18 protein-coding genes are annotated in these 25,469 nt (G+C 60.7%); 8 read left to right on the top strand and 10 right to left on the bottom strand.

The annotated features are described in order from the left end of the window. Positions 1 to 65: 65 nt before the first annotated feature. The 3 genes from M5B99_RS02225 to M5B99_RS02215 all read left to right on the top strand — a co-directional run bounded on the left by M5B99_RS02225 (position 66) and on the right by M5B99_RS02215 (position 1,858). On the top strand, positions 66 to 533 hold the full coding sequence (locus M5B99_RS02225) for a hypothetical protein (RefSeq protein ID WP_248802440.1): 468 nt from the start codon (positions 66 to 68) through the stop codon (positions 531 to 533). Further along, positions 533 to 736, top strand: coding sequence for a hypothetical protein (locus M5B99_RS02220; RefSeq protein WP_248802439.1), 204 nt, complete (start codon positions 533 to 535; stop codon positions 734 to 736). Before M5B99_RS02225 ends, M5B99_RS02220 begins: the two co-directional genes overlap by 1 nt. Before the next feature lie 105 nt (positions 737 to 841). After that, positions 842 to 1,858 carry an ABC transporter substrate-binding protein gene (locus M5B99_RS02215; protein ID WP_248802438.1) on the top strand — a complete coding sequence of 339 codons (1,017 nt, stop codon included), beginning with the start codon at positions 842 to 844 and terminating at the stop codon, positions 1,856 to 1,858. 355 nt (positions 1,859 to 2,213) lie between these two features. Here the strand turns inward: M5B99_RS02215 and M5B99_RS02210 are convergent, their stop codons facing one another. The 5 genes from M5B99_RS02210 to M5B99_RS02190 all read right to left on the bottom strand — a co-directional run bounded on the left by M5B99_RS02210 (position 2,214) and on the right by M5B99_RS02190 (position 6,710). Further along, a complete protein-coding gene (locus M5B99_RS02210; RefSeq protein WP_248802437.1) occupies positions 2,214 to 3,329 on the bottom strand; it encodes a Gfo/Idh/MocA family protein in 1,116 nt (371 codons plus the stop codon). Positions 3,330 to 3,418: 89 nt separating this feature from the next. Continuing rightward, a complete protein-coding gene (locus M5B99_RS02205; protein ID WP_248802436.1) occupies positions 3,419 to 4,186 on the bottom strand; it encodes an SDR family oxidoreductase in 768 nt (255 codons plus the stop codon). Between the two features lie 26 nt (positions 4,187 to 4,212). Then, complete coding sequence (locus M5B99_RS02200) at positions 4,213 to 5,280, bottom strand: phosphotransferase family protein (protein WP_248802435.1); 1,068 nt, start codon at positions 5,278 to 5,280, stop codon at positions 4,213 to 4,215. A gap of 342 nt (positions 5,281 to 5,622) precedes the next feature. Next, the gene (locus tag M5B99_RS02195) at positions 5,623 to 5,937 is read right to left on the bottom strand and encodes an SCP2 sterol-binding domain-containing protein (RefSeq protein ID WP_248802434.1); all 315 of its coding nucleotides are present in this window, start codon (positions 5,935 to 5,937) and stop codon (positions 5,623 to 5,625) included. Positions 5,938 to 5,999: 62 nt separating this feature from the next. Further along, positions 6,000 to 6,710, bottom strand: coding sequence for a histidine phosphatase family protein (locus M5B99_RS02190; protein ID WP_248802433.1), 711 nt, complete (start codon positions 6,708 to 6,710; stop codon positions 6,000 to 6,002). Between the two features lie 208 nt (positions 6,711 to 6,918). Between M5B99_RS02190 and sohB the strand changes: the two genes are divergently transcribed. Both sohB and M5B99_RS02180 read left to right on the top strand, forming a co-directional pair. Continuing rightward, complete coding sequence (sohB, locus tag M5B99_RS02185; RefSeq protein WP_248802432.1) at positions 6,919 to 7,941, top strand: protease SohB; 1,023 nt, start codon at positions 6,919 to 6,921, stop codon at positions 7,939 to 7,941. Between the two features lie 126 nt (positions 7,942 to 8,067). After that, a complete protein-coding gene (locus M5B99_RS02180) occupies positions 8,068 to 12,921 on the top strand; it encodes an NEL-type E3 ubiquitin ligase domain-containing protein (RefSeq protein ID WP_248802431.1) in 4,854 nt (1,617 codons plus the stop codon). Positions 12,922 to 12,961: 40 nt separating this feature from the next. On the opposite strand, the gene M5B99_RS02175 is transcribed toward M5B99_RS02180, so the two are convergent. Both M5B99_RS02175 and M5B99_RS02170 read right to left on the bottom strand, forming a co-directional pair. Further along, positions 12,962 to 13,456 carry a DUF934 domain-containing protein gene (locus M5B99_RS02175; RefSeq protein WP_248802430.1) on the bottom strand — a complete coding sequence of 165 codons (495 nt, stop codon included), beginning with the start codon at positions 13,454 to 13,456 and terminating at the stop codon, positions 12,962 to 12,964. Further along, positions 13,440 to 15,098, bottom strand: a complete 1,659-nt coding sequence (locus M5B99_RS02170) for a nitrite/sulfite reductase (RefSeq protein ID WP_248802429.1) — start codon at positions 15,096 to 15,098, stop codon at positions 13,440 to 13,442. The genes M5B99_RS02175 and M5B99_RS02170 overlap by 17 nt, the downstream gene beginning before the upstream one ends. Positions 15,099 to 15,693: 595 nt before the next feature. Here M5B99_RS02170 and M5B99_RS02165 point away from each other — a divergent pair. Continuing rightward, positions 15,694 to 16,767 (top strand): ABC transporter substrate-binding protein, encoded by a 1,074-nt coding sequence (locus M5B99_RS02165; RefSeq protein WP_248802428.1) that lies wholly within the window; start codon positions 15,694 to 15,696, stop codon positions 16,765 to 16,767. 216 nt (positions 16,768 to 16,983) lie between these two features. Here the strand turns inward: M5B99_RS02165 and M5B99_RS02160 are convergent, their stop codons facing one another. Both M5B99_RS02160 and metH read right to left on the bottom strand, forming a co-directional pair. Then, positions 16,984 to 17,202 (bottom strand): DUF2970 domain-containing protein, encoded by a 219-nt coding sequence (locus M5B99_RS02160; protein WP_248802427.1) that lies wholly within the window; start codon positions 17,200 to 17,202, stop codon positions 16,984 to 16,986. Between the two features lie 47 nt (positions 17,203 to 17,249). Then, positions 17,250 to 20,960, bottom strand: coding sequence for a methionine synthase (gene metH, locus M5B99_RS02155; protein ID WP_248802426.1), 3,711 nt, complete (start codon positions 20,958 to 20,960; stop codon positions 17,250 to 17,252). Between the two features lie 155 nt (positions 20,961 to 21,115). Here metH and M5B99_RS02150 point away from each other — a divergent pair, with 155 nt between their 5' ends. Further along, positions 21,116 to 23,407 carry a fatty acid cis/trans isomerase gene (locus M5B99_RS02150; protein WP_248802425.1) on the top strand — a complete coding sequence of 764 codons (2,292 nt, stop codon included), beginning with the start codon at positions 21,116 to 21,118 and terminating at the stop codon, positions 23,405 to 23,407. A gap of 10 nt (positions 23,408 to 23,417) precedes the next feature. Here M5B99_RS02150 and M5B99_RS02145 read toward each other — a convergent pair whose 3' ends face one another. Then, positions 23,418 to 24,170, bottom strand: coding sequence for an AraC family transcriptional regulator (locus M5B99_RS02145; protein WP_248802424.1), 753 nt, complete (start codon positions 24,168 to 24,170; stop codon positions 23,418 to 23,420). A 363-nt stretch (positions 24,171 to 24,533) separates the two neighbouring features. Here M5B99_RS02145 and M5B99_RS02140 point away from each other — a divergent pair, with 363 nt between their 5' ends. Then, positions 24,534 to 25,412 carry an EamA family transporter gene (locus M5B99_RS02140; protein ID WP_248802423.1) on the top strand — a complete coding sequence of 293 codons (879 nt, stop codon included), beginning with the start codon at positions 24,534 to 24,536 and terminating at the stop codon, positions 25,410 to 25,412. The last annotated feature ends 57 nt before the right edge of the window (positions 25,413 to 25,469 follow it).

The following is a 25,469-nucleotide window of genomic DNA, read 5'->3' as shown; positions in this document are numbered from 1 at the left end:
CCGAACGTTTTGTGTTGCCTGGCATTCGCCGGGCGGCTTCATTTTTCGAGTTTGAGGACTTTTCGTTGGCAGTCAGTAATCTGGATATGCATGCACTGTTTGTACTGGGTGATCTTCGGGCCAAGCTGGTCAAGCAGTTTCAATCGCGTTTCGTCTATATCACCGAACAAACCGCCGAAGGCATCTACATTGCCGAGATCGATACCGAAACCTCCCTGGTGGTCGATGACAAGCAGCGTCTGGAGCTGAAAGTCGGCGATCATTTTCGTGCCGCGGTATTGCCCAGCCGCGAAGGCGGCAAGTTGGACATCAAGTTCCGCGAGATCAAATTGACGGTCTATGGCCTGGGCGACTATGCCTATATCAGCGTGCCCGAAGGCTACGGCATCGTGTTCAAGGAAGGGCATGCCGTGGTGATGGTATTTGCCGCCCATGAACAGTTGCAGGGCGCCTTGAGCAAGACCCTCAAGGACGTGACCAAGAAGGCTGCCCGCTGGCGCAAGGGCGAACTGACGTTCAAGGCCAGCGAATAATGGATTCGAGCCGCGCCGAGTTCCACCGCCAGCATGCGCAGCAGGCCAGTGCCGAGGCCCGTCGGCTGTTCGATTGCAAGGCCGAGCTACAGGGCGCCTGGCTCAATTGGGTCGCGGCGCAGTTGTATACCTTGGGGCCTGCCGAGTATGTCAGCATGGTCCGACGCGAGTTGCAGCAGCTTCAGTCGCCAGGCTCTCAATGATCGTGGGTGCATCAATCCGGGAACCTCTACTACAGTTCAACTGACTGAATATTTCCGGGCTTTCGGATTTTTCGCCGATAGACGACCTGCGATTGAGGTAATTCCATGAAAGGTTTTCGCGCGCTGCTCGCCAGCGCCCTGGCCGTACTCTGTGTCTGCGTCCTGTCACTTCCGGTTCGGGCTGCTCCCCAGCCGATCCACTTTGCCGACCTGAACTGGGAAAGCGGCAGTCTGATTACCGACATCCTGCGCTATATCGTCGAAAAGGGTTACGGCCTGCCGACCGATATGCTGCCCGGCACCACTGTGACCCTGGAAACGGCCCTGGCCAAGAATGATATCCAGGTGATCGGCGAAGAGTGGGCCGGCCGCAGCCCGGTGTGGGTCAAGGCTGAAGCGGCGGGCGAGGTCGCGGCCATTGGCGATACGGTCAAGGGGGCCACCGAGGGTTGGTGGGTGCCCGAGTACGTGATCAAGGGCGATCCGGAGCGCGGCATCCAGCCCCTGGCGCCGGATCTGCACGGGGTCGCGGACCTGGAGCGTTACAAGGATGTCTTCCGCGACCCGGAGTCACCGGATAAAGGACGCTTTCTCAACAGTCCGATCGGCTGGACCTCGGAAATCGTCAACCAGCAGAAGCTCAAGGCCTATGGCCTGACCGACAGTTATGTGAATTTTCGCAGCGGCTCCGGGGCGGCGCTGGATGCAGAGATTACCTCGTCGATCCGGCGGGGCAAACCGATCCTGTTCTACTACTGGTCGCCGACGCCGCTGCTGGGCAAGTTCAAGCTGGTCCAACTGCAGGAGCCGGCCTTTGATGCCGAAGCCTGGAAGACCCTGACCGACCCGGAGAACCCCGACCCCAAGCCGAGTCGTTCCCTGGCCTCGAAGTTGAGCATTGGCGTCTCGACGCCGTTCAAGACGCAGTACCCGCAGGTGCTGGCATTTTTCGCCAAGGTCGACCTGCCGATTGATGTGTTGAACCAGGCGCTGGCGAAAATGAGCGAGGAGCGCCTGCCGCCACGCAAGGTGACAGAGGCTTTTCTCAAGGAGCACCCGGAGGTCTGGAAGGCCTGGCTGCCTGCGGATGTGGCCAACAAGGTCGCTGCCAGCCTCAAATAACATTCAATTTGAAAAGTGCAGATTGTCTGTGGATGCGGTGCTTTTGTGGCGCTGGAGTTTTTGCAGGCGTGGAGTTTTGGGTGGGGCTTTAGTGAGGTGGGGCTTTTGTAGGGTGGAGCTTTTGTGAGGGCTTTAGTGAGGTGGGGCTTTTGTGGGAGCGGAGCTTGCCCGCGAAGGCAGCCTTGAGGCTGCTAAAAGCTTCGCGGGCAAGCTCCGCTCCCACAGGTTCAGCATCCCACAGGTTCAGCATCCCACAGGTTCAGCATCCCACAGGTTCAGCATCCCACAGGTTCAGCATCCCACAGGTTCAGCATCCCACAGGTTCAGCATCCCACAGGTTCAGCATCCCACAGGTTTACAGCTCGCCGACGTCAACCCAGCGCTGTTCCTTGGCCGCTCGGCGAATCGTCGTCGCCAGACGTTCCACCTGCCAGGCCTCTTCGAAGTCGGTACCCGTCTGGCTGCGACCGGCCAGTGCCTCGATCAGTGCCTGGACTTCCAGGGTCTTGAGCTCGTTGTAACCCAACTGATGGCCGGCGGCGGGGCTGAACGCCGCGTAACGCGGTAGATGCGGCCCGGCCAGCAAGCGCTGAAAACCGTTCTGGCCGGCGCGGCAGAGTTGCAGTTCGTTCAGGCGCTCCTGGTCGAAGGCCAGGGTGCCCCGGGTGCCGCTGATCTCGAAGCTCAGATGGTTTTTGTAGCCGTGCTTGAGCCAACTGCTGCTGAAAGTGCCCCGGGCGCCGTTGGCGAAGCGCAGCAAGGCATGGACCTGGTCATCGACCGCAATCGCGCGGGTTTCCAGGCTGCCGGCACTGGCGGGACGCTGCGCATGGACAGTGCGGGTGTCGGCACACACGGCGGTGATATCGCCGAGCAGATAGCGAGCCATGGCCAGCAGATGGCTGCCCAGGTCGGCCAGGGCGCCGCCGGCATGCTGTGCTTCGCAACGCCAGGACCAGGGCGAGGCGGGGTCGGCCATGAAGTCCTCGCTGAACTCACCCTGGAAACCGACGATCTCCCCCAGTTCGCCGCTCTGGATCAACTCACGGGCCAGATCGATCATCGGGTTGTGCTGGTAGTTGTAACCCACGCGGGTGACCACGCCGGCCTGGCGGGCCGCGTCACGCATCCGTGTTGCCTGATCCAGGTCGACCGCCAGGGGTTTTTCGCAGTAGACCGCCTTGCCCGCCGCAAGGGCGGCCATCGCCATGGGGAAATGCAGGTGATTGGGCGTGGTGATGGCCACCACCCCGACTCGGGGATCGTCGATCAGCTGTTGCCAGTCGCCGTAGGCCTGCTCGAAACCCCAGGCCTGGGCACAGGATTCGGCACGCTGGGTGTTGGCGTCCGCCAGTGCCACCAGGCGCAGTTTCAGCGGCAGTTCGAATACGGCGCTGGCATTGTGAAATGCCAACGCGTGGGCACGGCCCATGAAGCCCGTGCCGATCAAGCCTATTCCCAACTCGTCCATCGGCGCACCTTCTGATTGTTATTTTCAGGAAGGGCTATTTATAGAATTTAAATTCAATAAATTCAATTGATGGAATATTTATTTCATGATCAGGACAGGAAGCCGCCGTCCACATTCAGCGCCACGCCAGTGGTGTAGCTGGAGGCATCGCTGGCCAGGTACAGCACGGCCCCGGCCATTTCGCTCGGCGCCGCGACGCGCTTGAGGGGAATCTGTTGCAGGGCGGTCTTGAGGATCGCTTCATTGCCGACCAGTGCCGAGGCGAACTTGGTGTCGGTCAGGCCCGGGAGCAGGGCGTTGCAACGGATACCGAACTGCGCGCATTCCTTGGCGAAGACCTTGGTCATGTTGATCACGGCGGCCTTGGTCACCGAGTAGATGCCCTGGAAGATGCCCGGGGAAATGCCATTGATCGAAGCCACGTTGATGATGCTGCCGCCACCGTGTTCACGCATCAGTTTGCCGGCTTCCACCGACATGAAGAAGTAGCCGCGGATATTCACGTCGACGGTTTTCTGGAACGCGCTGAGGTCGGTATCCAGCACGTTGCAGAACTGCGGGTTGGTGGCGGCGTTGTTGACCAGGATATCCAGGCGCCCGAATTGCTCGCGGATGCCGGCGAAGACCCGGTTGATCTGTTCCATTTCGCCGATATGGCAAGCGATGGCGGTGGCTTTGCCGCCGTCGGCGATAATGGCATCGGCCACGTGCTGGCAGCCTTCGAGCTTGCGGCTCGAGACGATGACATGGGCGCCTTGCTGGGCCAGCAGCTTGGCAATGGCCTCGCCGATACCACGGCTGGCCCCGGAAACAAAGGCGATCTTGCCGTCGAGGTCGAACAACTGGGTCTTGGACATGGTGGTTTTCCTTGTTGTTAGCGCGATCAGAGGCTGGACGACTGGATGACTTTCAGGCTCATCTGCTCCAGCAGCTTGTTCATGTGAATGAACTGCGCGAAGCGTTTGTCCTGGGTCTGGCCGTGGAAGAAGCGGTAGTAGATCTGCTGCACGATGCCGGCCAGACGGAACAGGCCGTAGGTGTAGTAGAAGTCGAAATTGTCGATGGCGATGCCTGAGCGTTCGGCGTAGTAGTCGACGAATTGGCGGCGGGTCAGCATGCCGGGGGCGTGGCTCGGCTGGCGGCGCATCAATTGCACCGGCGCCGGGTCGCCGGCTTCGATCCAGTAGGCCAGGGTATTGCCCAGGTCCATCAGAGGATTGCCGATGGTGGTCAGCTCCCAGTCGAGCACGCCGATGATCTGCATCGGGTTGTGGGGGTCGAGGATCACATTGTCGAAACGATAGTCGTTGTGCACGATGCTCGACGTCGGATGGTCGGCGGGCATCTTGTCGTTGAGCCAGGCACGGACAGCTTCCCAACTGGGTGCGTCGGGGGTCAGGGCTTTTTCATAACGCTCGCTCCAGCCACGGATCTGCCGTTCGACGTAGCCTTCGGGCTTGCCGAGGTCAGCCAGGCCGCAGGCGGCGTAGTCGACCTGATGCAGTTCCACCAGCCGGTCGATGAAGCTCTTGCACAGGGTTTCGGTCTGCGCGGCATCCAGGCCCAGTTCCGGTGGCAGATCGGAACGCAGGATAATGCCCTCGACCCGCTGCATCACATAGAACTCGGCACCGATCACCGATTCGTCGGTGCAGTGCACGTAGGCCTTGGGGCAATACGGGAAACCGTCCTTGAGCTGGTTGAGGATACGGAACTCGCGGCCCATGTCATGGGCCGACTTGGCTTTGTGACCGAACGGTGGCCGGCGCAGGACAAACTCCTGTTCCGGGTAGCGGATCAGATAGGTCAGGTTCGAGGCGCCGCCGGGGAACTGGCTGATATCCGGCAGACCGTGCAGGCCCGGAATATGTGCCTTGAGGTACGGATCGATCAAATCGACATCCAGCTCTTCGCCGGCGCGGATACGGGTGGACTGGTCAGTAAGCGGCATGCTTATCCCTTCTGCTTATTCTGGAGGCCAGAGATTATTGACTAATCTAATGCTCGCCCTGTCTGCCTACAAGCGCGGTCTGCTGTTATTGGCCGGGGTGTTGCAGGATGATCAGCGGGCCTGATGTGCCAGCGTAGAGGGGAGGCGTTGCTTGGCAAGAATGGGGGAATGGAGGTGTGCGGTGCTGTTCACTCAAGAACATTCACGCTGAAAAGCGCCGGATAACCTTGTGGGAGCGGAGCTTGTTCGCGAAGAGGCCCTTACGGCCGTCAAAAGCTTCGCGGGCAAGCTCCGCTCCCACAATCAGGCGCGGCTGTTGCTGCAGTATCTTGCGGGCCTGGATCAGCTCGGGAACAGCTCGCTCAGCTTCATCGACAGCATCATGTCGCCTTCGACCTTCAGTTTGCCGCTCATGAATGCCTGCATGCCGTCGGTGTCCCCGCTGACGATGCCTTTCATGGTCTCGCCGTCAGTGACCAGGGTCACGTTGGCTTCCGGGTTTTCGCCTTCCTTCAGTTCGCAGGCGCCATCCTTGACGATCAGCGAAAAGTGTTGGGTTTCATCGATGCGGAAACCGAAGATCACGTCCAGACCGGTAGCGGCGGCTGGGTTGAACTTGGCTTTCATTGCTTCTACGACGTGGGCTACAGAGGTCATGGTTCGATCCTTTTATGGGTAAATACGGCGACGACCCCACAAGGGTCACGGTTGGCCGGAACTTATCGGAAAGTGATCAGCTCCGGGGCCTTCAGCAGTTGCAGGTGCGCTTGACTGTTGAAGGAGGCCAGGGCCACTTCGCGACCGCGGAACTTCAGCAGGTTGAGCGAAGTGTTGACGATCTGCCAGTTCAGCTCGAAGGCTTCCCTGGCCGGAATTCGGGTGATCAGGTGGAGCAGGGCGGTGATGGTCCCGCCGGAAGTGAACACGGCGATTTTCTGGCTGTTGTCGGCCTGCTCGAGAATCCGCCGCAGTCCGCCTTCGACCCGGGCGACAAACCCGAGCCAGCTTTCCAACTCGGGGGTGTCATGATTGCCACCGAGCCAGCGCTCGATGATCAAGGCGAACAGGCGCTGGAACTCGCCGCGGTTTTGCGCGGCATTGCGCAGGATGTGCAGGGCTTCGGGTTCGTCCGGCAGCAGGCTGGGCAATAGCGCGCGGATCACCGCGTCGGCATCGAACTCGTTGAAGGCGGCATCGGTTTCCAGGGATGGGACCCGCAGGCCGGCGGCGGCGCACTGCCCCAGGGCGGTGAGCGCGGTATCCCGCTGGCGGCGCAGATCGCCGGCCAGGCAACGGTCGAAGCTCAGGCCCAGGTCGGCCAGGTGCAGGCCGAGGACCTCGGCCTGCCGAATACCGATCGGCGAAAGCACGTCGTAGTCGTCCGCACCGAAGGAGGCCTGGCCATGTCGAATCAGATAGATGCTGCCCACGTCCGCGTCATCCCGGTACGTTGAAGGTCTGGCGAGGTTATGGGGATGGTGGAAGCCTGTCAATAAAAAAACATACGCTCGTTTGAAATGTTTGTTAGAGAAACAATTCAGGCGGTGCCACAACTGGTCGCAAGGTCGCCCCGACGGTATGCTTGATCGGTAGTGAGTCCCCACAGCCGGGGGCCGCCTGGTTTTGTAAGGAGTCACCGTGGAGTTTGTCGCCGAGTACGCAAGTTTTCTGGCTAAAACCGTTACCCTGGTTATTGCGATCGTCGTGGTTCTGGTGACCGCGGCCACGCTGCGCAGCAAAGGCCGACGCCGGTCGGCGGGGCAGTTGCAGGTCAGCAAGCTCAACGATTTCTACAAGAGCCTGCGTGAGCGTCTGGAACAGAGCGTGCTCGACAAGGAGCAGCTCAAGTCCTTGCGCAAGCAGCAGGCCAAGAGCGAGAAAAAACACAAGAAGCAGCCGGAGAGCAAACCACGGGTATTCGTGCTGGATTTCGACGGCGATATCAAGGCTTCGGCCACTGAAAGCCTGCGCCATGAGATTACCGCGGTACTCAGCCTGGCCACGCCCAAGGATGAAGTGGTGTTGCGCCTGGAAAGCGGCGGCGGCATGGTTCATAGCTATGGCCTGGCCTCCTCGCAATTGGCGCGTCTCCGTCAGGCCGGCGTACCGCTGACCATCTGCATCGACAAGGTGGCGGCCAGTGGTGGTTACATGATGGCCTGCATCGGCGACAAGATCATCAGCGCACCTTTTGCCTTTCTCGGTTCCATTGGCGTAGTGGCGCAGTTGCCCAACGTCAACAAATTGCTGAGGAAGCACGATATCGATTTCGAAGTGCTGACCGCGGGCGAGTACAAACGCACATTGACCGTGTTTGGCGAGAACACCGAAAAAGGTCGTGAGAAGTTTCAGCAGGATCTGGATATCACCCATCGCCTGTTCAAGAATTTTGTCTCGCAATATCGCCCGCAACTGGCCATTGATGAGGTGGCCACCGGCGAAGTCTGGTTGGGGGTCGCGGCCCTGGACAAACAGCTGGTGGACGAACTGAAGACCAGTGATGAATACCTGGCCGAACGGGCAAAAAATGCCGAGTTGTTCCACCTGCATTATGCCGAGCGCAAAAGCCTGCAGGAGCGTGTCGGACTGGCCGCCAGCAGCTCGTTGGATCGCGTGCTGCTCAACTGGTGGAGCCGCTTGACCCAACAACGTTTCTGGTAAATCTCCCTGCTGATGGCGGCTGTCGGCATTCGCCGACGGACGCCGTCGCACCAGCTATAAATACGCCCCTCCCTTGTCAGGTGATCAATACGCTGAATCCTCTAATGGATGTCCGGGTTGATTGCCATGGAAGCACTGAAAAGCATTGTTGAAAGTCCCGCGCCCGCTGAGGCGGGGATTCATTTTGGTACGGTCAGGGAGAAAATTCCGGGTTGGCTGTACAAGGCCCCTCCGGAGATGCGCCTGCTACTGCGTGAGCATCTATTGGCGTTGGAGGCGTCGAAACATCAAGTTCGGCGGATTCTGGCGCAGTTGCAGGACATTCAGGGGTTCTGCATGCCACGGTTGGCTCGGGCGCTGGAAAAAAACCTGAATGGCGACCTGGATCTGCAGCATGTGCGGTTTGTCAGAGTCGACGCGACTTACCTGTCGAGTATTTTCGAAGACAAGCTCTACACCTTTGTTCATACACAAACCCTGCTGGAAGCCGCCCTGCAGAACTTCGAGGCCAGCGAGGCTGAGAGGGGGGGGCTGAAGGGCAAGGCAATGGTCCAGTTTCCCGGCCGAACTCCTGGCATCAACGCGACACTGGCTCCCGAAACCTTTGCCGGACTCTGTCGAGCACTGGATCTGGGCGCCTTGTATCAGGCACATATCGACAGTGTCTTCAACTCCTCCAGTCAATTGCCCGGCCATCCATCATCGGTCAAAGAATGCTTTGTCGACTATGACAAACACGCGCTGGCGGTGGCCGCCGATATCGCTTACATGAAAGGGGATATCACCCTGCCAACCTATGATCTGCTGCTGGAGTTGGTCAAGGGCAAGGTTCGGCCGAAACTCTCGGGAGAAGAGGTTCATTGCAGCCGAATGAGCATGTTCGATATCGAGTTGAACGGTTGGTTGGTCATCGGGGCAAAACTGGCGGAAGGCTCGGATTCGCCCTGCATTGCCTATATTCCCGCGGATCCGCGCAGGCCATTGGCTCGATACAGCAGCTATACCTTCTTCGAACATGACTTGACCCTGAAACTGCGGGAGCTGTCCTACCAGCAGTTTTTCAGTCGTTTCGTCCCCGAGGAACACCGGCTGCGTTTTTTTCGTACCCTCAAATCCAGGTTGTCGTCCCTGGATCGAAAGTGGCCGCCCGTGCCGTCGATCTTCCAATATATTCCGTCAAGCGAAGTGCCCATCAACGGCAACCTGTTCGAGAGTTTTCATCAGCAGCGCTATCTCCATATCAAGGCGCACGCACGGCAACTGGCGGTGCCTACGGCTGATGTCGATGCGCGGGTGCGCCAGGCGCGTCTGGATGCTTACCGCGAAGCCGGGCTGACGCTGCTGGCGCTGGCCTTGTCGTTCGTGCCGGTGGTCGGCGAAGTCATCCTGGCGGCGGCGGTGGTGCAATTGGTCGGGGAGGTCTACGACGGCTTGCAGGCCTGGCAACTCGGCGACAAGCGCGAGGCCCTCGACTATCTGATGGATGTGGCTGAAAGCGTCGCCGAGCTCGCGGCCGGGGCCGCGGCGATGGCCAGCGGCAAGGTGCTGCTGCGCGCCCTGAAAGCCCCAGCCTCGGTTGATGCCCTGATCCCCGTCGAAGGGCCCGGGGGCCAGCGCCGTTTGTGGAAGGTCGATCTGGGCCCCTATGAGCGTGATATCCGCCTGCCGGATGAGCTGGAGGCCAATGAAATCGGGCTCTACCCATTCGAGGGCAACACCTATCTACTGCTCGATGGAAAGCGCTATGCCGTGAGCTACGACAGCCGCCGCCTGCAATGGCAGATTGATCCTCCGGCGGGTGCGCTGTTTCACGCGCCACCCCTCAGGCACAACGGCCTGGGCAGCTGGAAAACGGTCTACGAGCAGGTGGCGCAGTGGCCCGCGGAGCAACTGTTCCGGCATATGGGCCAACCCGTGGCGGAGTTCGGCGAGCGGATGCGACAGCATATCCGCCAGCTCGGTGGAGCCCAGGAGAGTGCCTTGCGCCAGGCCCTGGTGGACAATCAGCCGCCGCCCGCGTTGTTGCTCGATACCCTCAAGCGGTTCAGGATCGACCAGACCATCAACCACTTCATCGACGAGGTGCCGGGCCCCGCGTCACGCGCCCTGGAGCAGGGTGATCTGCGCCTGCGGTTGCTGACGACGCTGCCCGGTTGGCCGGATAACCGTGTTATCCAGGTACTCAATGCCTTGGGGGAGGTAATGGAGGAATACGGCCAGCGTACCTCCGAGCAGTTTTCATCGCTGCAACTCATCGAATCGCAGCTCAGAAACGCTGATCTGCTCAAGTTGTCGCTGAACATGTTGAGCGAGTCCGAACGCAACGCATTGTTGGGGGTGAGCCTGGCTGACGAGGGTAAGCGCGTTCAGTTGTTGGCTCGGAAACTCCGGCAATCGGCCTCGGAGCGAAAACAATGGTTGTTCGACACGCTGTATGCGGCCAGCGAGAAGACTGACGATGACCGGGTGAAGCGCATGCTCAAGGTGTACCCCGGCCTGCCGAAAAGTGTCGCCGAGGAGTTGATTGCCCATGGCAGCAGCGCCGAACTCGAACTCTTGAGTGAGCAGGTGCCGCTACGCTTCTCGGAAGAAATCCGCTGGTACCTCAAACAGCTGAAACTCAACCGTGTTTGTGAAAGCTGGTATTTATCCGCACAAGAGGGCGGGCAGGGGGATCGGCTGGTGCTGCATACCCTTGGGCAGTTGCCGGACTGGCCATCCACGGGGTTGCGCATCGAGCTGCGCAAGCAGCGGTTTCTCAGCCCGGCGATCGAAGCGGTGGGGGCTCCGGACTCCGCCACGCTGCGGGTACTGCTCAAGGAGGGGCGACGCTACAACGCGTTCAATCAAGCAGGAGCGCGCTTGGGTGGCGCGGATAACATTTTTGATGCGCTGGTTGACGTGTTGCCGACGCTCGGTAACCGTGAGCTGGGGGGGCGCTCCACCGAGCCCGGTGCCTGGCTGAAGGCGCGGATCGTCGAGCGGATTGTCCAGGATCCCTACGCCGCCCAGGACGTCCTGGGCCTGGCCCCCCTGAACCGCCGGTTCAAACCACCCATGCGCCTGGCTTCGGGGCGGACGGGCTATCCGCTGAGCGATGGCGCACGGGACATTGGCTATACCGAACGACTGACCCGGCGAGCGCGCCAGCTGTATCCGGGCTTTTCCCCCGCGGAGGTGAGTGGTTTTCTCGCTTCGCTCAATCTTTCCGAGCCGGCCTGCCTGGTGGAGCTCGAACGCCTGCGGGAAGAATATGAGAGCTTGTCCGCGACGCTGGACCATTGGGCGCAACGCCAGACCTGGCGAAGGGTGCGTGGCACCTTGCAGGTGGCCCCGGTCGCCCCCGACAACAAACAGCGGGTGGTGGATGCGATCCTCGCCTGCTGGAGAAAACAATCCAATCGCAACCTGTTGGGTGGCAAGTACTTCTACGAGCTGGACTTGCTCGGTATGCGCGTCGGCGACCTGCCACCGATCCGCGCCGATTTCAGCCATGTCGGCTTTCTGTTCATGAACGACATGGCGGTGGCCAGCACCGAGGTTTCGTTCCTGGCCCACTTCAAGCAACTACGCTGGTTGTCCCTGGGCTTCAACCACTTGAGCAGCCTGCCAGCAGAGCTTGGGCAGATGTTCGAACTGATGCATCTGCACCTGCCCGGCAACCAGATCGTGATGAATGCCCAGGCCTCCAGGGTGCTGACCCGGCTGACCCGGCTCAAGTTCCTGAATTTATCGGATAACCCGCTGTTCCTGCCGCCGGATGTCAGCCGGATGAACGATCTTGAGCATCTGCTGCTGCGCCATACCAACATTGATCGCTGGCCGGAGGGGGTGTCGGGGCTGCGTAACCTGCAGCGGGTGGACCTGCGCAACAACCGGATCTCGACGATTCCCGAGTTGGTCTACAGCGGGCCTCCCAGTATCAACCGAGTCACCCACCTGCACGACAATCCGATGCTGTCCGCCGAGGGCGTGCGGCGACTGCAGCACTACGAGCGGGAAACCGGGATCAACTTCGGCATCGATACACAGAGCCGGCGACGGCTTCACGCGCCACGCCGAACGGAGTCGCTGCAGGAGTGCGATCACTGGATCGAGGTTATCCCCACCGAGCAGCGAGCGCAGAAAGAGCAGCAATGGAAACTGTTGTATCACCAGCAAGGCTCCGAGGATTTTTTCAAGCTGCTGGGGGACCTGAGTGTCACCGCCGAGTACCGCGAGGCTCGCTCGGACTTGAGCTCACGGGTCTGGGAGGTACTGGATGCTGCCAGCCGATACAAGGATCTGCGCGAAGAGCTGTTTGTCTCGGCGTCCCATCCGCAGACCTGCTCCGATGGCGCGGAACTGATCTTCAGTGACATGGAGGTCAAGGTTCTGGTCAATCGGGCCAAGTCAATGGCTGCGGACACGGCGACCACCACTGAACTTAGCCTGCTGAAGCTGACCCGCGGACTGTGGCGTCTCGATGAGGTCGAGGCCCTGGCGCAGAAAGATATCGGCGCACGGCTGAAGCTGCTCAATGTGCCGCGAGTCGACCCGGTGGAGGTCAGGCTGGCCTATCGCATCGGTCTGACCGAACGCCTGCAGTTACCGGGACAGCCCCGGCACATGACGTTCAGTGAGTTGGCCCGGGTGACACAGGCGCATCTGGATACGGCTTATGCCAAGGTGATTGCCCGGGAGAAGACCTCGGCATACCCACAGGCCCTGGCTCGCCGTGAGTTCTGGGCCAGCTTTCTGAAGGACAGCTATCCCGCGCGCTTCAAGGCAATCGACGCGCAGCATCAAGCTGTCGTGTCTTCATTGGACGCCCAGCGTACCAGTAGCCGTGATCCGCATTGGCATGAGTTCATCGATATCGAGCTGGAAGCGCAGATGGGGGATCAGCTCAAGGATTGGCGGGAGGCGCAGACACGCGAGCTTGAGGCCTTGACCCGAGAGATACTGGAAAGAATCCCAGAGGAGGAACTGGGGCTCTGAGCCGAGGTCCGGGCGCGCGATGCGCCCGGACCGGCGGGATTCAGCGGCGACGGAACAGCGGCAGCGGTTCGTCGGTGGCGGCCTGGTAGGACACCGAGAAGTCCTTGAGGCTTTCCAGGGCTTCGTAGGGGTCCTTGTCCGCACGCAGGGCGTAGGCGTCGAAACCACAGCGGTGCAGGTAGAACAACTGGTCGCGCAGTACATCGCCAATTGCCCGCAGTTCGCCCTTGTAACCGTAACGGTCACGCAGCAGGCGGGCATTGGAGTAGTTGCGACCGTCGGTGAAGGCCGGGAAATTCAGAGCGATGACCTGAAAGTGCTGCACATCATCGCCGATTTCCTCGGCTTCTTCATCGGCGTCCAGCCATACGCCGAGGCCGCCGTCACGAGCCTTGAGGGCATGGGCGTGCTCACGCCACAGGGCCAACGGTACGATCAGGTCGTCGCAGTTGGAGATACCATCGAAGGACGCGTCCTTGGGCAGCAGGTGCCAGGTCTCGTCGATAACGGCGTTGTTCTTAATGATTCGCTGCATAGACGCGCTCCTTGAAGGGGTCGATACCGATACGCTGGTAAGTGTCGATGAAGCGTTCGTCTTCGGTACGTTTTTCCACGTAGACGTCGATCAGTTTCTCGATCACATCGGGCATGGCGTCCTGGGCGAAGGACGGGCCGAGGATCTTGCCCAGGCTGGCGTCACGGCTGGCGCTGCCACCGAGGGACACCTGATAGAACTCTTCGCCTTTCTTGTCTACCCCGAGAATACCGATATGGCCGACGTGGTGATGGCCGCAGGCGTTCATGCAACCGGAAATGTTCAGGTCCAGCTCGCCGATATCGAACAGGTAGTCGAGATCGTCGAAGCGGCGCTGGATCGACTCGGCGATCGGGATCGACTTGGCGTTGGCCAGGGAACAGAAGTCACCGCCCGGGCAGCAGATGATGTCGGTCAGCAAGCCGATGTTCGGCGTGGCGAACCCGTTCTCGCGCAGTTCGCCCCACAGCGTGAACAGCTGGCTCTGTTCCACGTCGGCGAGAATGATGTTCTGCTCGTGGGACGTGCGCAGCTGGCCGAAGCTGTAGCGATCGGCCAGGTCGGCGATGGCATCGAACTGCTTGTCGGTCACGTCGCCAGGGGCTACGCCGGTGGGTTTGAGGGACAAGGTCACGGCCACGTAGCCGGGCTTTTTGTGGGTCAGGGTGTTACGGGTCCGCCAGCGGGCGAAGCCTGGGTGCTGCTGGTCCAGTTCGGTCAGTTCGGCGACCTGGTTGCTCAGCACTTTATAGTCCGGATCGACGAAGTGCTTGGCGACGCGCTGGACTTCGGCCTCGGTGAGGGTGGTCTGGCCTCCGCGCAGGTGGACCATTTCCGCGTCGACTTTCTCGGCGAAGACTTCCGGGGTCAAGGCCTTGACCAGGATCTTGATCCGCGCCTTGTACTTGTTGTCACGACGGCCGTAGCGGTTGTAGACCCGCAGGATGGCATCGAGGTAGCTCAACAGGTCCTGCCACGGCAGGAACTCGTTGATAAAGGCGCCGACCACCGGGGTCCGGCCCAGGCCACCACCGACCAGGACCCGGAAGCCCAGTTCGCCGGCGGCGTTATGCACCGGCTCCAGGCCGATGTCGTGGACTTCGATGGCCGCGCGGTCGGAGGTCGAACCATTGATCGCGATCTTGAACTTGCGCGGCAGATAGGCGAATTCCGGGTGGAAGGTGGTCCACTGACGGACGATCTCGCACCATGGGCGCGGATCGACCAACTCGTCGGCGGCCACGCCGGCGAACTGGTCGGTGGTGACGTTGCGCAGGCAGTTGCCGCTGGTCTGGATCGCGTGCATCTGCACGGTGGCCAGCTCGGCGAGAATCTCCGGCACGTCTTCCAGCGCCGGCCAGTTGAACTGGATGTTCTGCCGGGTACTGACGTGGGCGTAGCCCTTGTCATAGTCGCGGGCGATCCGCGCCATCATTCGCGCCTGGCGCGAAGTCAGCTGGCCATAAGGTACGGCCACCCGCAGCATCGGGGCGAAACGCTGGACGTACAGGCCATTTTGCAAGCGCAGTGGGCGGAACTCTTCTTCGCTCAGCTCACCTGCCAGATAGCGTCGGGTCTGATCACGGAACTGCTTGACGCGGTCCTCGATGATCCGCTGATCGTACTCGTCGTATACGTACATATAGATCCTGTTCTCAGGCTTCATAAATACCCCGGGTGCCTTAGGCACCCGGCGTATCTCAACAATTCTGCGCGCACGGCCGCGCACTCCTGACGGAGCCGGCGCACGATAGCAGTTTGCAGTTATGCGTAAAAGTGATGTTTGAGTATATGCACAGAACCAAAACGACTAACGTGCGTCGACGAGCCATAACCCTGTTTGTGGTATGGGCAAATCTCTACTTAACTATCAGCGAGTTTGCAGCAATCACCGATAAAACCGACAAGAGGCGATGCGATGAGCAATCCAGTCAAAGCAAGGAAAAGCGACAGCACGGTCGATGCCTGGGCGATCCTGTTCCTGATCATCCTGGTGGTGGCCACCGCTGTATTCTGGGTCAGTCACAAGTAAGACAGGCAACCTGCCATCACTCTGATGCACAATCTGCCGTAACGGCAGGGGCGAGCTTGCTCGTCCCTGCATTCCAGAGGAGGACGCTCGGTCGAGTCCGAAGTCGTTCTTGATTGCGAAAACTGTCGGAAAGTTTCGACAACTTCGCAAAAGGGGAACAGGCATTTTGCCTGTATCATACGCCGCTATTTTCCGGGGCGCTGACATGCTGAAGACTCTCTGCAAGGTGCTGCTGATCCTGAGCTTGCCGTTCTGGACGATGGCCCAGGCGACGACTGTGGTGTTTCTCAATCCTGGTTATTCCACGGAGCCATTCTGGGTCAGTTATGCCCACTTCATGCAGGCGGCCGCACGCAACCTTGGTATGGAGCTGGAGGTGCGCTATGGCGAGCGCAACCCGCAAACCAGTATTGTCCAGGCATATGAGGTTCTGCAGGGCGCGCATCGGCCCGATTACCTGGTGTTCGTCAATGAACAGTCCGTGGCCCCGCAAATCCTGCGGATGGCCGAGGGGCGAGGGGTGAAACTGTTTATTGTCAACAACCGGCTGACGGCGGAACAGAGCGAGCGGCTCGGCGACATGCCGGAACTGCTGGGTAGCATGGTGCAGAACGACGAACAGGGCGGCTACCTGATGCTCAAGGAACTGGTCCGGCAACGCCTGTTGCAGGCGCCCGGCCAGCCCATTGACCTGCTGGCCTTTGCCGGGATGAAGCTCACTCCGGCCTCACAGCTGCGCGAGCAAGGCCTGCGTCGGGCGCTGGCGGAGTTCCCGCAGGTTCATTTGCGGCAGTTGGTCTACGGTGAGTGGAGTCGCGAGCGCGCCTTCGATCAGGCCCAGCAGATGATTCGGCGCTATCCGCAGACATCACTGGTCTGGGCTGCCAACGATGAAATGGCCCTGGGGGCCATGGCCGCCTTCGAAAAGGCCGGGCGCCGACCGGGACAGGACGTCCTGTTCAGTGCCGTCAACAGCTCCCCGGAGATTCTCCAGGCGCGTATCGACGGGCGCTTGAGCGTGCTGGTGGCCGGGCATTTCGCCCTGGGCGGCTGGGCAATGGTGTTGCTGCATGACCATGCCGGCGGCATCGACTTCACTCGCTACGGTGGTCGCGAGCGGCAGATCCCGGCGCTGGAACTGATCGACAAGAGCCAGGCCGGGAAGCTGCTGAGGTACAGTGCCAGCGAGGATTACCACGTTAACTTCAAGGCCCTGAGTGCCAAGGGCAAGCCGGACAGCTACCGCTATCCGTTCTCCCTGAAAACCGTGCTGCCTTGAGTTCAGCGTCCCGATAAGGTTTCAGGGCTATGCCCGGATTGGGGGGTGAGCGCTGGGGGAGGCCGGGGTTATGGCGTTCAACGATCAGCGTTATTCCAAACAGACCTGAATAACTAGCATTTCTGCTAGTGGGCAATCCCGTTCGGACTGGACAATGCCCCCATATTGCTGTTTCGGTTCGAAAATAGATCGGAGTCACACGTTGCGGGCGTGTTTCTACACACCCGCAAAATGCAGCACCAACTTGACGATACCGTAAAGCGTCAAGCCGAAGACCGCCGTGAACAGGATGCCTATGATCAGGAAGTGGCTCGGCTTGCCATGGGTAAAGTCACGGGCACGGTTTTTCCCGCTTTGTACACCAAAGGCCGCCGCCATCACGCTGTGCAGCATTTGCCAGAAGGTTGGCGGTTTATTGTCGATCGGGTCGTCCATGATGCCCTCCACATACAAGGTTGTCTGTGGAGAGCATAGACAATGGATCAGTTGTCGTAGCCCAGGTTCGGCGCCAGCCAGCGTTCACTGACGCTCAGCTCCTGGCCCTTGCGCGCGGTGTAGCTTTGCACCTGGTCCTTGTCGACTTTGCCGACAGCGAAATACTGCGCCTGCGGATGGGCGAAGTACCAGCCGCTGACCGCCGCCGCCGGGAACATCGCGTAGTGCTCGGTGAGGAATACGCCGCTGTCGCCGGCCTTGCCTTCGCTGGCCGCCGGGTCGAGCAGGGCGAACAGCGTGCCTTTCTCGGTGTGGTCGGGGCAGGCCGGGTAGCCGGGCGCCGGACGAATGCCGCTGTATTGCTCCTTGATCAATGCGTCGTTGTCCAGTTGTTCATCCTTGGCGTAACCCCAGTAGTTCTTCCGCACCTGTTGGTGCAGCCACTCGGCGCAGGCTTCGGCCAGGCGGTCGGCGAGAGCCTTGACCATGATCGAGTTGTAGTCGTCGCCCTTGTCCTGGTAGGCCTTGGCGACTTCTTCGGCGCCGATCCCGGCGGTGGTGATAAAACCGCCCACGTAGTCGGTGATGCCACTGTCCTTCGGCGCGACGAAGTCGGCCAGGGAGAAGTTCGGCTTGCCGTCGGTCTTGATGATCTGCTGGCGCAAGTGATGCAGCCTGGCCAGCGGCTTGCCGTCCGCGCCATAGACTTCCAGGTCATCGTCGTGCACCTGGTTGGCCGGCCAGAAACCGAACACCGCGCGGGCGCTGATCAGCTTCTCGTCGATCAGCTTGTCGAGCATTTCCCGGGCATCGGCATACAGGGCGGTCGCGGCTTCGCCGACCACTTCGTCTTCGAGAATGCGCGGGAATTTGCCGGCCAGGTCCCAGGAGATGAAGAACGGGGTCCAGTCGATGTATTCGGCCAGGACCCGGAGGTCGATATTGTCCAGCACCTTGGTGCCGGTGAAGGTCGGTTTGACCGGCTGGTAGGTGCTCCAGTCGAACTGCGGCTTCTTGGCGATGGCCGCCGGGTAGCTCAGGCGTTCGGTACGGGCGCTGCGGTTGGCCGTGCGCTCGCGGACTTCGACGTACTCGGCACGGGTCCGCTCGACGAAGCCGGGCTTGAGCTCCTTGGACAGCAACTGGGTCGCCACGCCCACGGCACGGGAGGCGTCGGTGACGTAGACCACGGCGTCGTTGCTGTAGCGCGGTTCGATCTTCACCGCGGTGTGGGCCTTGGAGGTGGTCGCGCCGCCGATCATCAGCGGCAGGTGGAAGTCCTGGCGCTGCATTTCCCGGGCGACATGGACCATTTCATCCAGCGACGGGGTGATCAGCCCGGACAGACCGATGATGTCGCACTTCTGCTCCTTGGCCACCTGCAGGATCTTTTCCGCCGGGACCATTACGCCAAGGTCGACGATGTCGTAGCCATTGCACCCCAGGACCACGCCAACGATGTTTTTGCCGATATCGTGGACGTCGCCTTTGACCGTGGCCATGAGGATCTTGCCCTTGGCTTGCGGCTTGTCGCCTTTTTCCAGTTCGATGAAGGGGATCAGGTGGGCTACGGCCTGTTTCATCACCCGGGCGGATTTCACCACCTGAGGCAGGAACATTTTCCCGGCGCCGAACAGGTCGCCGACGATGTTCATGCCGGACATCAGCGGGCCTTCGATCACTTCGATCGGGCGGGCGAAGGACTGACGCGACTCTTCGGTGTCTTCAACGATGTGCGTGGTGATGCCCTTGACCAGCGCATGCTCCAGGCGTTTGTTGACCGGCCAGCCGCGCCATTCCTCGGTCTCGGCTTCCTTGACGCTGCCGTCGCCCTTGTACTTGTCGGCGATGGCGAGGAGGGCGTCGGTGCCTTCCGGGGTGCGGTTGAGGATCACGTCCTCGACAGCGTCACGCAGTTCCGCCGGGATCTGGTCGTAGATCTCCAGTTGCCCGGCGTTGACGATCCCCATGGTCAGGCCGTTGCGGATCGCATGCAGCAGGAACACCGAGTGGATCGCCTCGCGCACCGGGTTGTTGCCGCGGAACGAGAACGACACGTTGGACACGCCGCCGCTGGTCAGCGCATAGGGCAGTTCGTCACGGATATAGGCGCAGGCATTGATGAAGTCTACGGCGTAGTTGTTGTGTTCCTCGATACCGGTGGCAACGGCAAAGATGTTCGGGTCGAAGATGATATCTTCCGGCGCAAAGCCGACTTCGTTCACCAGGATGTCGTAGGAGCGTCTGCAGATTTCCTTCTTGCGCGCTTCGGTATCGGCCTGGCCGGCCTCGTCGAAGGCCATCACCACTACGGCTGCGCCGTAGCGCTTGCACAGTTTGGCGTGGTGAATGAACTGCTCGACACCTTCCTTCATGCTGATGGAGTTGACGATGCCCTTGCCCTGGATGCACTTGAGGCCGGCTTCGATCACTTCCCACTTGGAGGAGTCGATCATGATCGGTACGCGGGAGATATCCGGTTCACCGGCGATCAGGTTGAGGAAGGTGACCATGGCCTTCTTCGAGTCGAGCATGCCCTCATCCATGTTGATGTCGATCACCTGGGCACCGGCTTCCACCTGCTGCAGGGCGACTTCAAGGGCTTCGGTGTAGTTGTCTTCGCGGATCAGCCGGGCGAACCTGGCGGAGCCGGTGATGTTGGTCCGCTCGCCGACGTTGACGAACAACGACTGGCGATCGATGGTGAAAGGTTCCAGGCCCGACAGGCGACAGGCTTTCGGGATGTCCGGAATGGCCCGTGGTGCGTAACCGGCAACCGCCTTGGCGATGGCGCCGATATGGCCGGGGGTGGTCCCACAGCAACCGCCGACAATATTCAGGAAGCCGCTCTGGGCGAACTCCTCGATGACCTTGGCGGTTTCTTCCGGCAGTTCGTCGTACTCGCCGAATTCGTTCGGCAGGCCGGCGTTGGGGTGTGCGGAAACGTGGGTGCCGGCCTTGTTCGACAGCTCTTCCAGGTAAGGTCGCAACTCGCTGGCACCCAGGGCGCAGTTCAGGCCGACCGAGATCGGCTTGGCGTGGGCCACGGAGTTCCAGAAAGCTTCGGTGGTCTGGCCGGACAGGGTACGGCCGGAGGCATCGGTGATGGTCCCGGAGATCATGATCGGCAGTTCGAAGCCCAGCTCTTCATATACACCTTGCACGGCGAAGATCGCCGCCTTGGCGTTCAGGGTATCGAAGATGGTCTCGATCAGGATCAGGTCGGCACCGCCTTCGATCAGGCCTTTGGTGGCCTCGGCGTAGTTCGCCACCAGTTCATCGAAGGTCACGTTGCGGTAGCCAGGGTTGTTCACGTCCGGCGACAGAGAGCAGGTGCGGCTGGTCGGGCCGAGCACTCCGGCGACGAAACGCGGCTTGTCCGGGGTCTCCAGGGTCTTGGCGTCGGCCACCTTGCGGGCCAGGCGCGCACCTTCCACATTAAGCTCATAGACCAGCGCTTCCATGCCATAGTCGGCCTGGGACACCTGGGTGGCGTTGAACGTGTTGGTTTCCAGGATATCCGCACCGGCATCCAGGTAGGCTTTCTCGATCGAACCGATCACATCGGGTCGGGTAATGACCAGCAGGTCGTTGTTACCCTTTACATCGCTGGGCCAGTCGGCGAAACGCTTGCCGCGATAGTCCTGTTCCTCGAGCTTGTAGCTCTGGATCATGGTGCCCATGCCGCCGTCGAGAATCAGGATGCGCTCCTTGAGAGCTTTCTGGAGAGCTTGAAGGCGAGCGCTGCGATCGGACATGGAAACTACCTGGAAAGGACGGATACAGAAGAGCCGCGATGATAGCAAACCTGTGCGCTTTTAGAGCATCTCAAGGTTTTGCATGAATATCGTTCATGTTTAAAACGCGTTGACGCTGTAGACTTGCCGCGTTTTCACTTCCAAGGACCAGGGTCATGCCGTATCGTTTTTTCAGCGCTTTCCTGCTGCTGGTGCTCAGCAGTTTCACCCAGGCGCAAGATCCGGTTCCGGCGATTTCCTATACCCGCGACATTCAACCGATCTTTGCCGAGAAGTGCGTGGCCTGCCATGCGTGCTATGACGCGGCCTGCCAGCTCAACCTGGGCAGTGCCGAAGGGGCGGCCCGGGGCGCTTCGAAGATCCTGGTGTATAACGGCAACCGCAGTGAGGCCTCCCAGCCCACGCGCCTGTATATCGACGCCCATACCCCGCGCCAATGGCAACAAAAGCAGTTCTACTCAGTGCTGGATGCCCAGGGCAGCCAGGCTGCGCTGATGTCGCGCATGTTGGAGCTGGGGCATCGCACGCCCTTGCAGCCCAACGCCAAGCTGCCGGAGGAGATCGTACTGGGTCTGAACCGGGAGAACACGTGCCCGATGCCTGGCGAGTTCGCGGCGTATGCCGATACCCACCCGAAAGAGGGCATGCCCCTGGCCGTGACCGGACTGACCGACCAGCAGTACCAGACGTTGCAACGCTGGCTGGCCTCCGGCGCGCCGATGGATGAGCAGGCCCTGGCACCGAGTGCCAGGGAGGCGGTACAGATTGCCCAATGGGAAAACCTGCTCAACGCTCCGGGAGCCCGGGAAAGCCTGGTCGGGCGCTGGCTCTATGAACACTGGTTCCTGGCGCACATTTATTTTGAAGGTGGCGAGCCGGGACACTTCTACCAGTGGGTGCGTTCGCGCACGCCGAGAGGCCAGCCGATCGAACTGATCAACACCCGCCAGCCGAACGATGACCCGGGTATCCGGGTGTATTACCGGTTATGGCCGGTGCAGGGCGTGATCGTCTACAAGACCCATATCACCTATGCCCTGAGCGCGGCGAAGATGGCGCGGATCAAGACCCTGTTCTACAGCGGTAACTGGCAGGTCACGGCCTCGCCGGGCTACGGCCCGCAGCGGCGGGCCAACCCCTTCGAAACCTTCGAGGCGATCCCGGCGGCGGCGCGTTATCAGTTCATGCTCGATAATGCCGAGTACTTCGTCGACACCTTTATCCGCGGGCCGGTCTGTCGCGGGCAGATTGCTACCGACGTGATTCGTGACAATTTCTGGGTGTTTTTCCAGGCCCCGGAACATGACCTGTACATCACCGATCCGATTTATCGCGGGGCGGCGACGCCGTTGTTGGCAACACCGGGGCAGAACGACGATGTCGGCAGCGTGTTGAGCCTGTGGCTGGCCTATCGCGACAAGCGCAACGAGTATGAAGCCTTGCGCAGGGACGTCTACGCCACTGACCATGCTCCGAGTTGGTCGAGCCTGTGGGCTGGCAACGACAACGCCTTGCTCAGCATTTTCCGCCATTTCGACAGCGCCACGGTGAGCAAGGGCCTGATCGGCGAGGTGCCGCAGACCATGTGGCTGTTCGACTACCCGCTGCTGGAGCGGACCTATTACCAACTGGTGGTGAACTTCGACGTGTTCGGCAATGTGTCGCATCAGGCGCAGACCCGGCTGTACTTCGACCTGATCCGCAACGGCGCCGAGCAGAATTTCCTGCGTCTGATGCCGGCGGACTCCCGTGACGCCTACCTCGATGACTGGTATCAGAACAGCGGCAAGCTGAAGATGTGGCTGGATTACGAGCGTATCGACGAGAGCAAGCCGAGCGCCCTGCAGCTAGATGCGAAGGACCCCAAGGGGGATTTCGCCAGGCAGTTGCTGGTACGCTACGGCGATCTGAATGCGCATCCGGACCCGATCAACCGTTGTTCGGATGCATATTGTTCGCGCCCGAACATCGACCCCGGACTACAGGCGGCCGAACAGTCGCTGAGTCGTCTGACCTCGCGGCCGGCGGCCGGACTCAGGGTCGTCGAACAGTTGCCGGAGGCCACGATGCTGCGCATTGAAAGCCGTAGCGGCAAGCGTGGGATCTACAGCCTGCTGCGCAACCGCGCCCACAGCAACGTGGCGTTCATGCTCGGCGAAGCTTCTCGCTATCAGCCGGGGTTGGACACCGTGACCATTTATCCGGGGATCCTCAGTAGCTATCCGAATTTCATGTTCAATATTCCCGCCGATCAGGTGCCGGAATTCGTCGATGCCATGGAGCAGTCCAAGGATGCCGCCGGATTCGAAAAAATCGTCGAGCGCTGGGGGATTCGTCGTAGTCATCCGCAGTTCTGGCAATATTTCCATGACCTGACGACCTACCTGCAGGAAACCGACCCGGTCAATGCCGGTGTGCTGGATATGAACCGCTACGAGAATCTTTGAGGGCCGGGCGTCATTGGCAATAGCGACTGGGCGACTTGCCCAGCGCGCGGCGGAATACCGTGGCAAAGGCGCTCGGGCTGCTATAGCCGAGTTCCATGGCTACCCGCGTCACCGCTTCGCCATTGCCCAGACGAACGATTGCCGCCAGCAGGCATGCCTGTTGGCGCCATTCGACAAAGCTGACGCCGGTGTGCTGGCGGAACAAGCGGGTGAAGGTGCGACGGCTCATGCCTGCCTCTTGAGCCATCTCGTCGATAGCAATTTCCAGGGAGGGCTGGTCGAGCAATCGACGACAGATCCTGGCCAGGCGTGGTTCCTTGGGCAGCGGGGCGTTCAGGGCCAGTTTTGGCATCCGGGCGATCTCGTGGAGCAACAGGCCCAGCAGACATTCATCTCGCTCGCTGGCCGGGCTCGGGACCTGCGCCGCCTGTTCAAGCAAATGCCGCAGCAGTTCGCAAACCCCTAGTACCTGGCAATCTGCGGCCAGCATCAGGCGTTGCTGGGCGGCCGGCAGAATATAGGCATTGAGCATGGTCACCGGGCCGCGCATGTGCATGGCATGGGGCCAGTCGGCCGGAACCCAGATGGCGCGACCCGGCGGCACGACCCAGTTGCCCTCGTCGGTAAAGACCGTAATGACCCCGCAGGCGGCATAGGCTAACTGACCGCGTTGATGCTGATGGTGGTCGAACCTCTGGCCGTCGGCATAGTCGTGGCGGGTGACGACGACTTCTCTTGAGGTGGTCGGGTAAAACTCGGACATGGCCTGATACCGCCAAGTTAAGGTGATTTGAAGGTGAATGCAGTCTTGTGGCGAGCGGGCTTGTCGGGACGCCGCACCGCCGCTCTCGCCTGCGCAGCAGTCGCAAAACCGACTGCCTCGGTTCTAGCTGATACACCGTGATCACTGCTTTTAGGGGCGCTTCGCCCCCCTGCGCGGGCAAGCCCGCTCGCCACAAAGAAAGATTGTGGTCATCTGAAAGTTTCTTGAGCATTCGAGATCAAAGTATGGCCCATTTTTAATTTGAATTGACCTTCAGCTGCAAGCGGGCCATCAGGTGTAGCGGCAAAGTACTCGGGTACCGGCGGTCATATCGCCGGGCCTGACCCCTCCGGATGATTTGCCATGCAGAAAAAACACCTGTTGCTCGCCGTGCTGGTCACGGCTGTCTGGGGTTTGAACTTCCCCATCACCAAGCTGGGCTTGAGCCATATTGACCCACTGCTGCTGACAGCGTTGCGCTTCGCCCTGGCCGCTCTGCCGTGGGTTTTTTTCATTCGCCGCCCACCAGTGGCGATGTCCTGGATTGCCGCGTACGGGATGATTTTCGGTGTTGCCATGTGGGGGCTGATCAACTTCGGCATCAGCCTGGGGGTTCCCCCGGGGACGGCGGCGCTGCTGATCCAGACCAGTGCCTTCTTCACCCTGGGCTGGGGCGTGCTGCTGTTTCGCGACTCACTGAGCGGGCCCCAGGTGGTCGGCGCGCTGCTGGCGGCCCTGGGCCTGGCCTGCGTGTTGCTTGATAGCCCGGCGGGCGAGAGCCGGGGCGGGTTGCTGTTGATCGTGCTCAGCGCCGTCGCCTGGAGCCTGGGCAATGTGCTGATCAAGTTGTCCCGGGTCAGGGAGGTGTTGGCTTTCGTGGTCTGGGCCAGTCTGTTCGCGCCGCTGCCGCTGTGCCTGCTCGCCTGGCTGAGGGGCGGCGCGGCGCCCTTCGTCACGTTGCCGGATCAACTAGGAATGGGCCTGCTGTTCTCCTTGGCATTCCAGGTCTATGGCGCCACGCTCCTGTGTTATTGGGGCTGGAATCTGTTGTTGCGCGAATATCCGCTGTCGCGGGTGGCACCGTTGTCGCTGCTGATTCCGGTCTTTGCCATCCTTGGTTCGATGCTGCTGCTCGGCGCCTGGCCGAGCCCGGCGGGCTGGATGGCCAGCGCGCTGATTTTCGCGGCGTTGCTGATGGGGTCGATCCCGTGGCGAGCGCTGCTTTCCCGACAGAAATACTAGGACTTTGTCCGGCGGCTCGATTGGCGTAAACTGGCGGCAAGTCTGTGAGGAGATTCC

This window comes from Pseudomonas sp. MWU13-2100, from assembly GCF_023242365.1.
In the GTDB taxonomy this organism is placed as follows: Bacteria; Pseudomonadota; Gammaproteobacteria; order Pseudomonadales; family Pseudomonadaceae; genus Aquipseudomonas.
The sequence above is the reverse complement of the archived record's forward strand: the minus strand, read 5'-3'. Positions and strand labels throughout refer to the sequence as shown.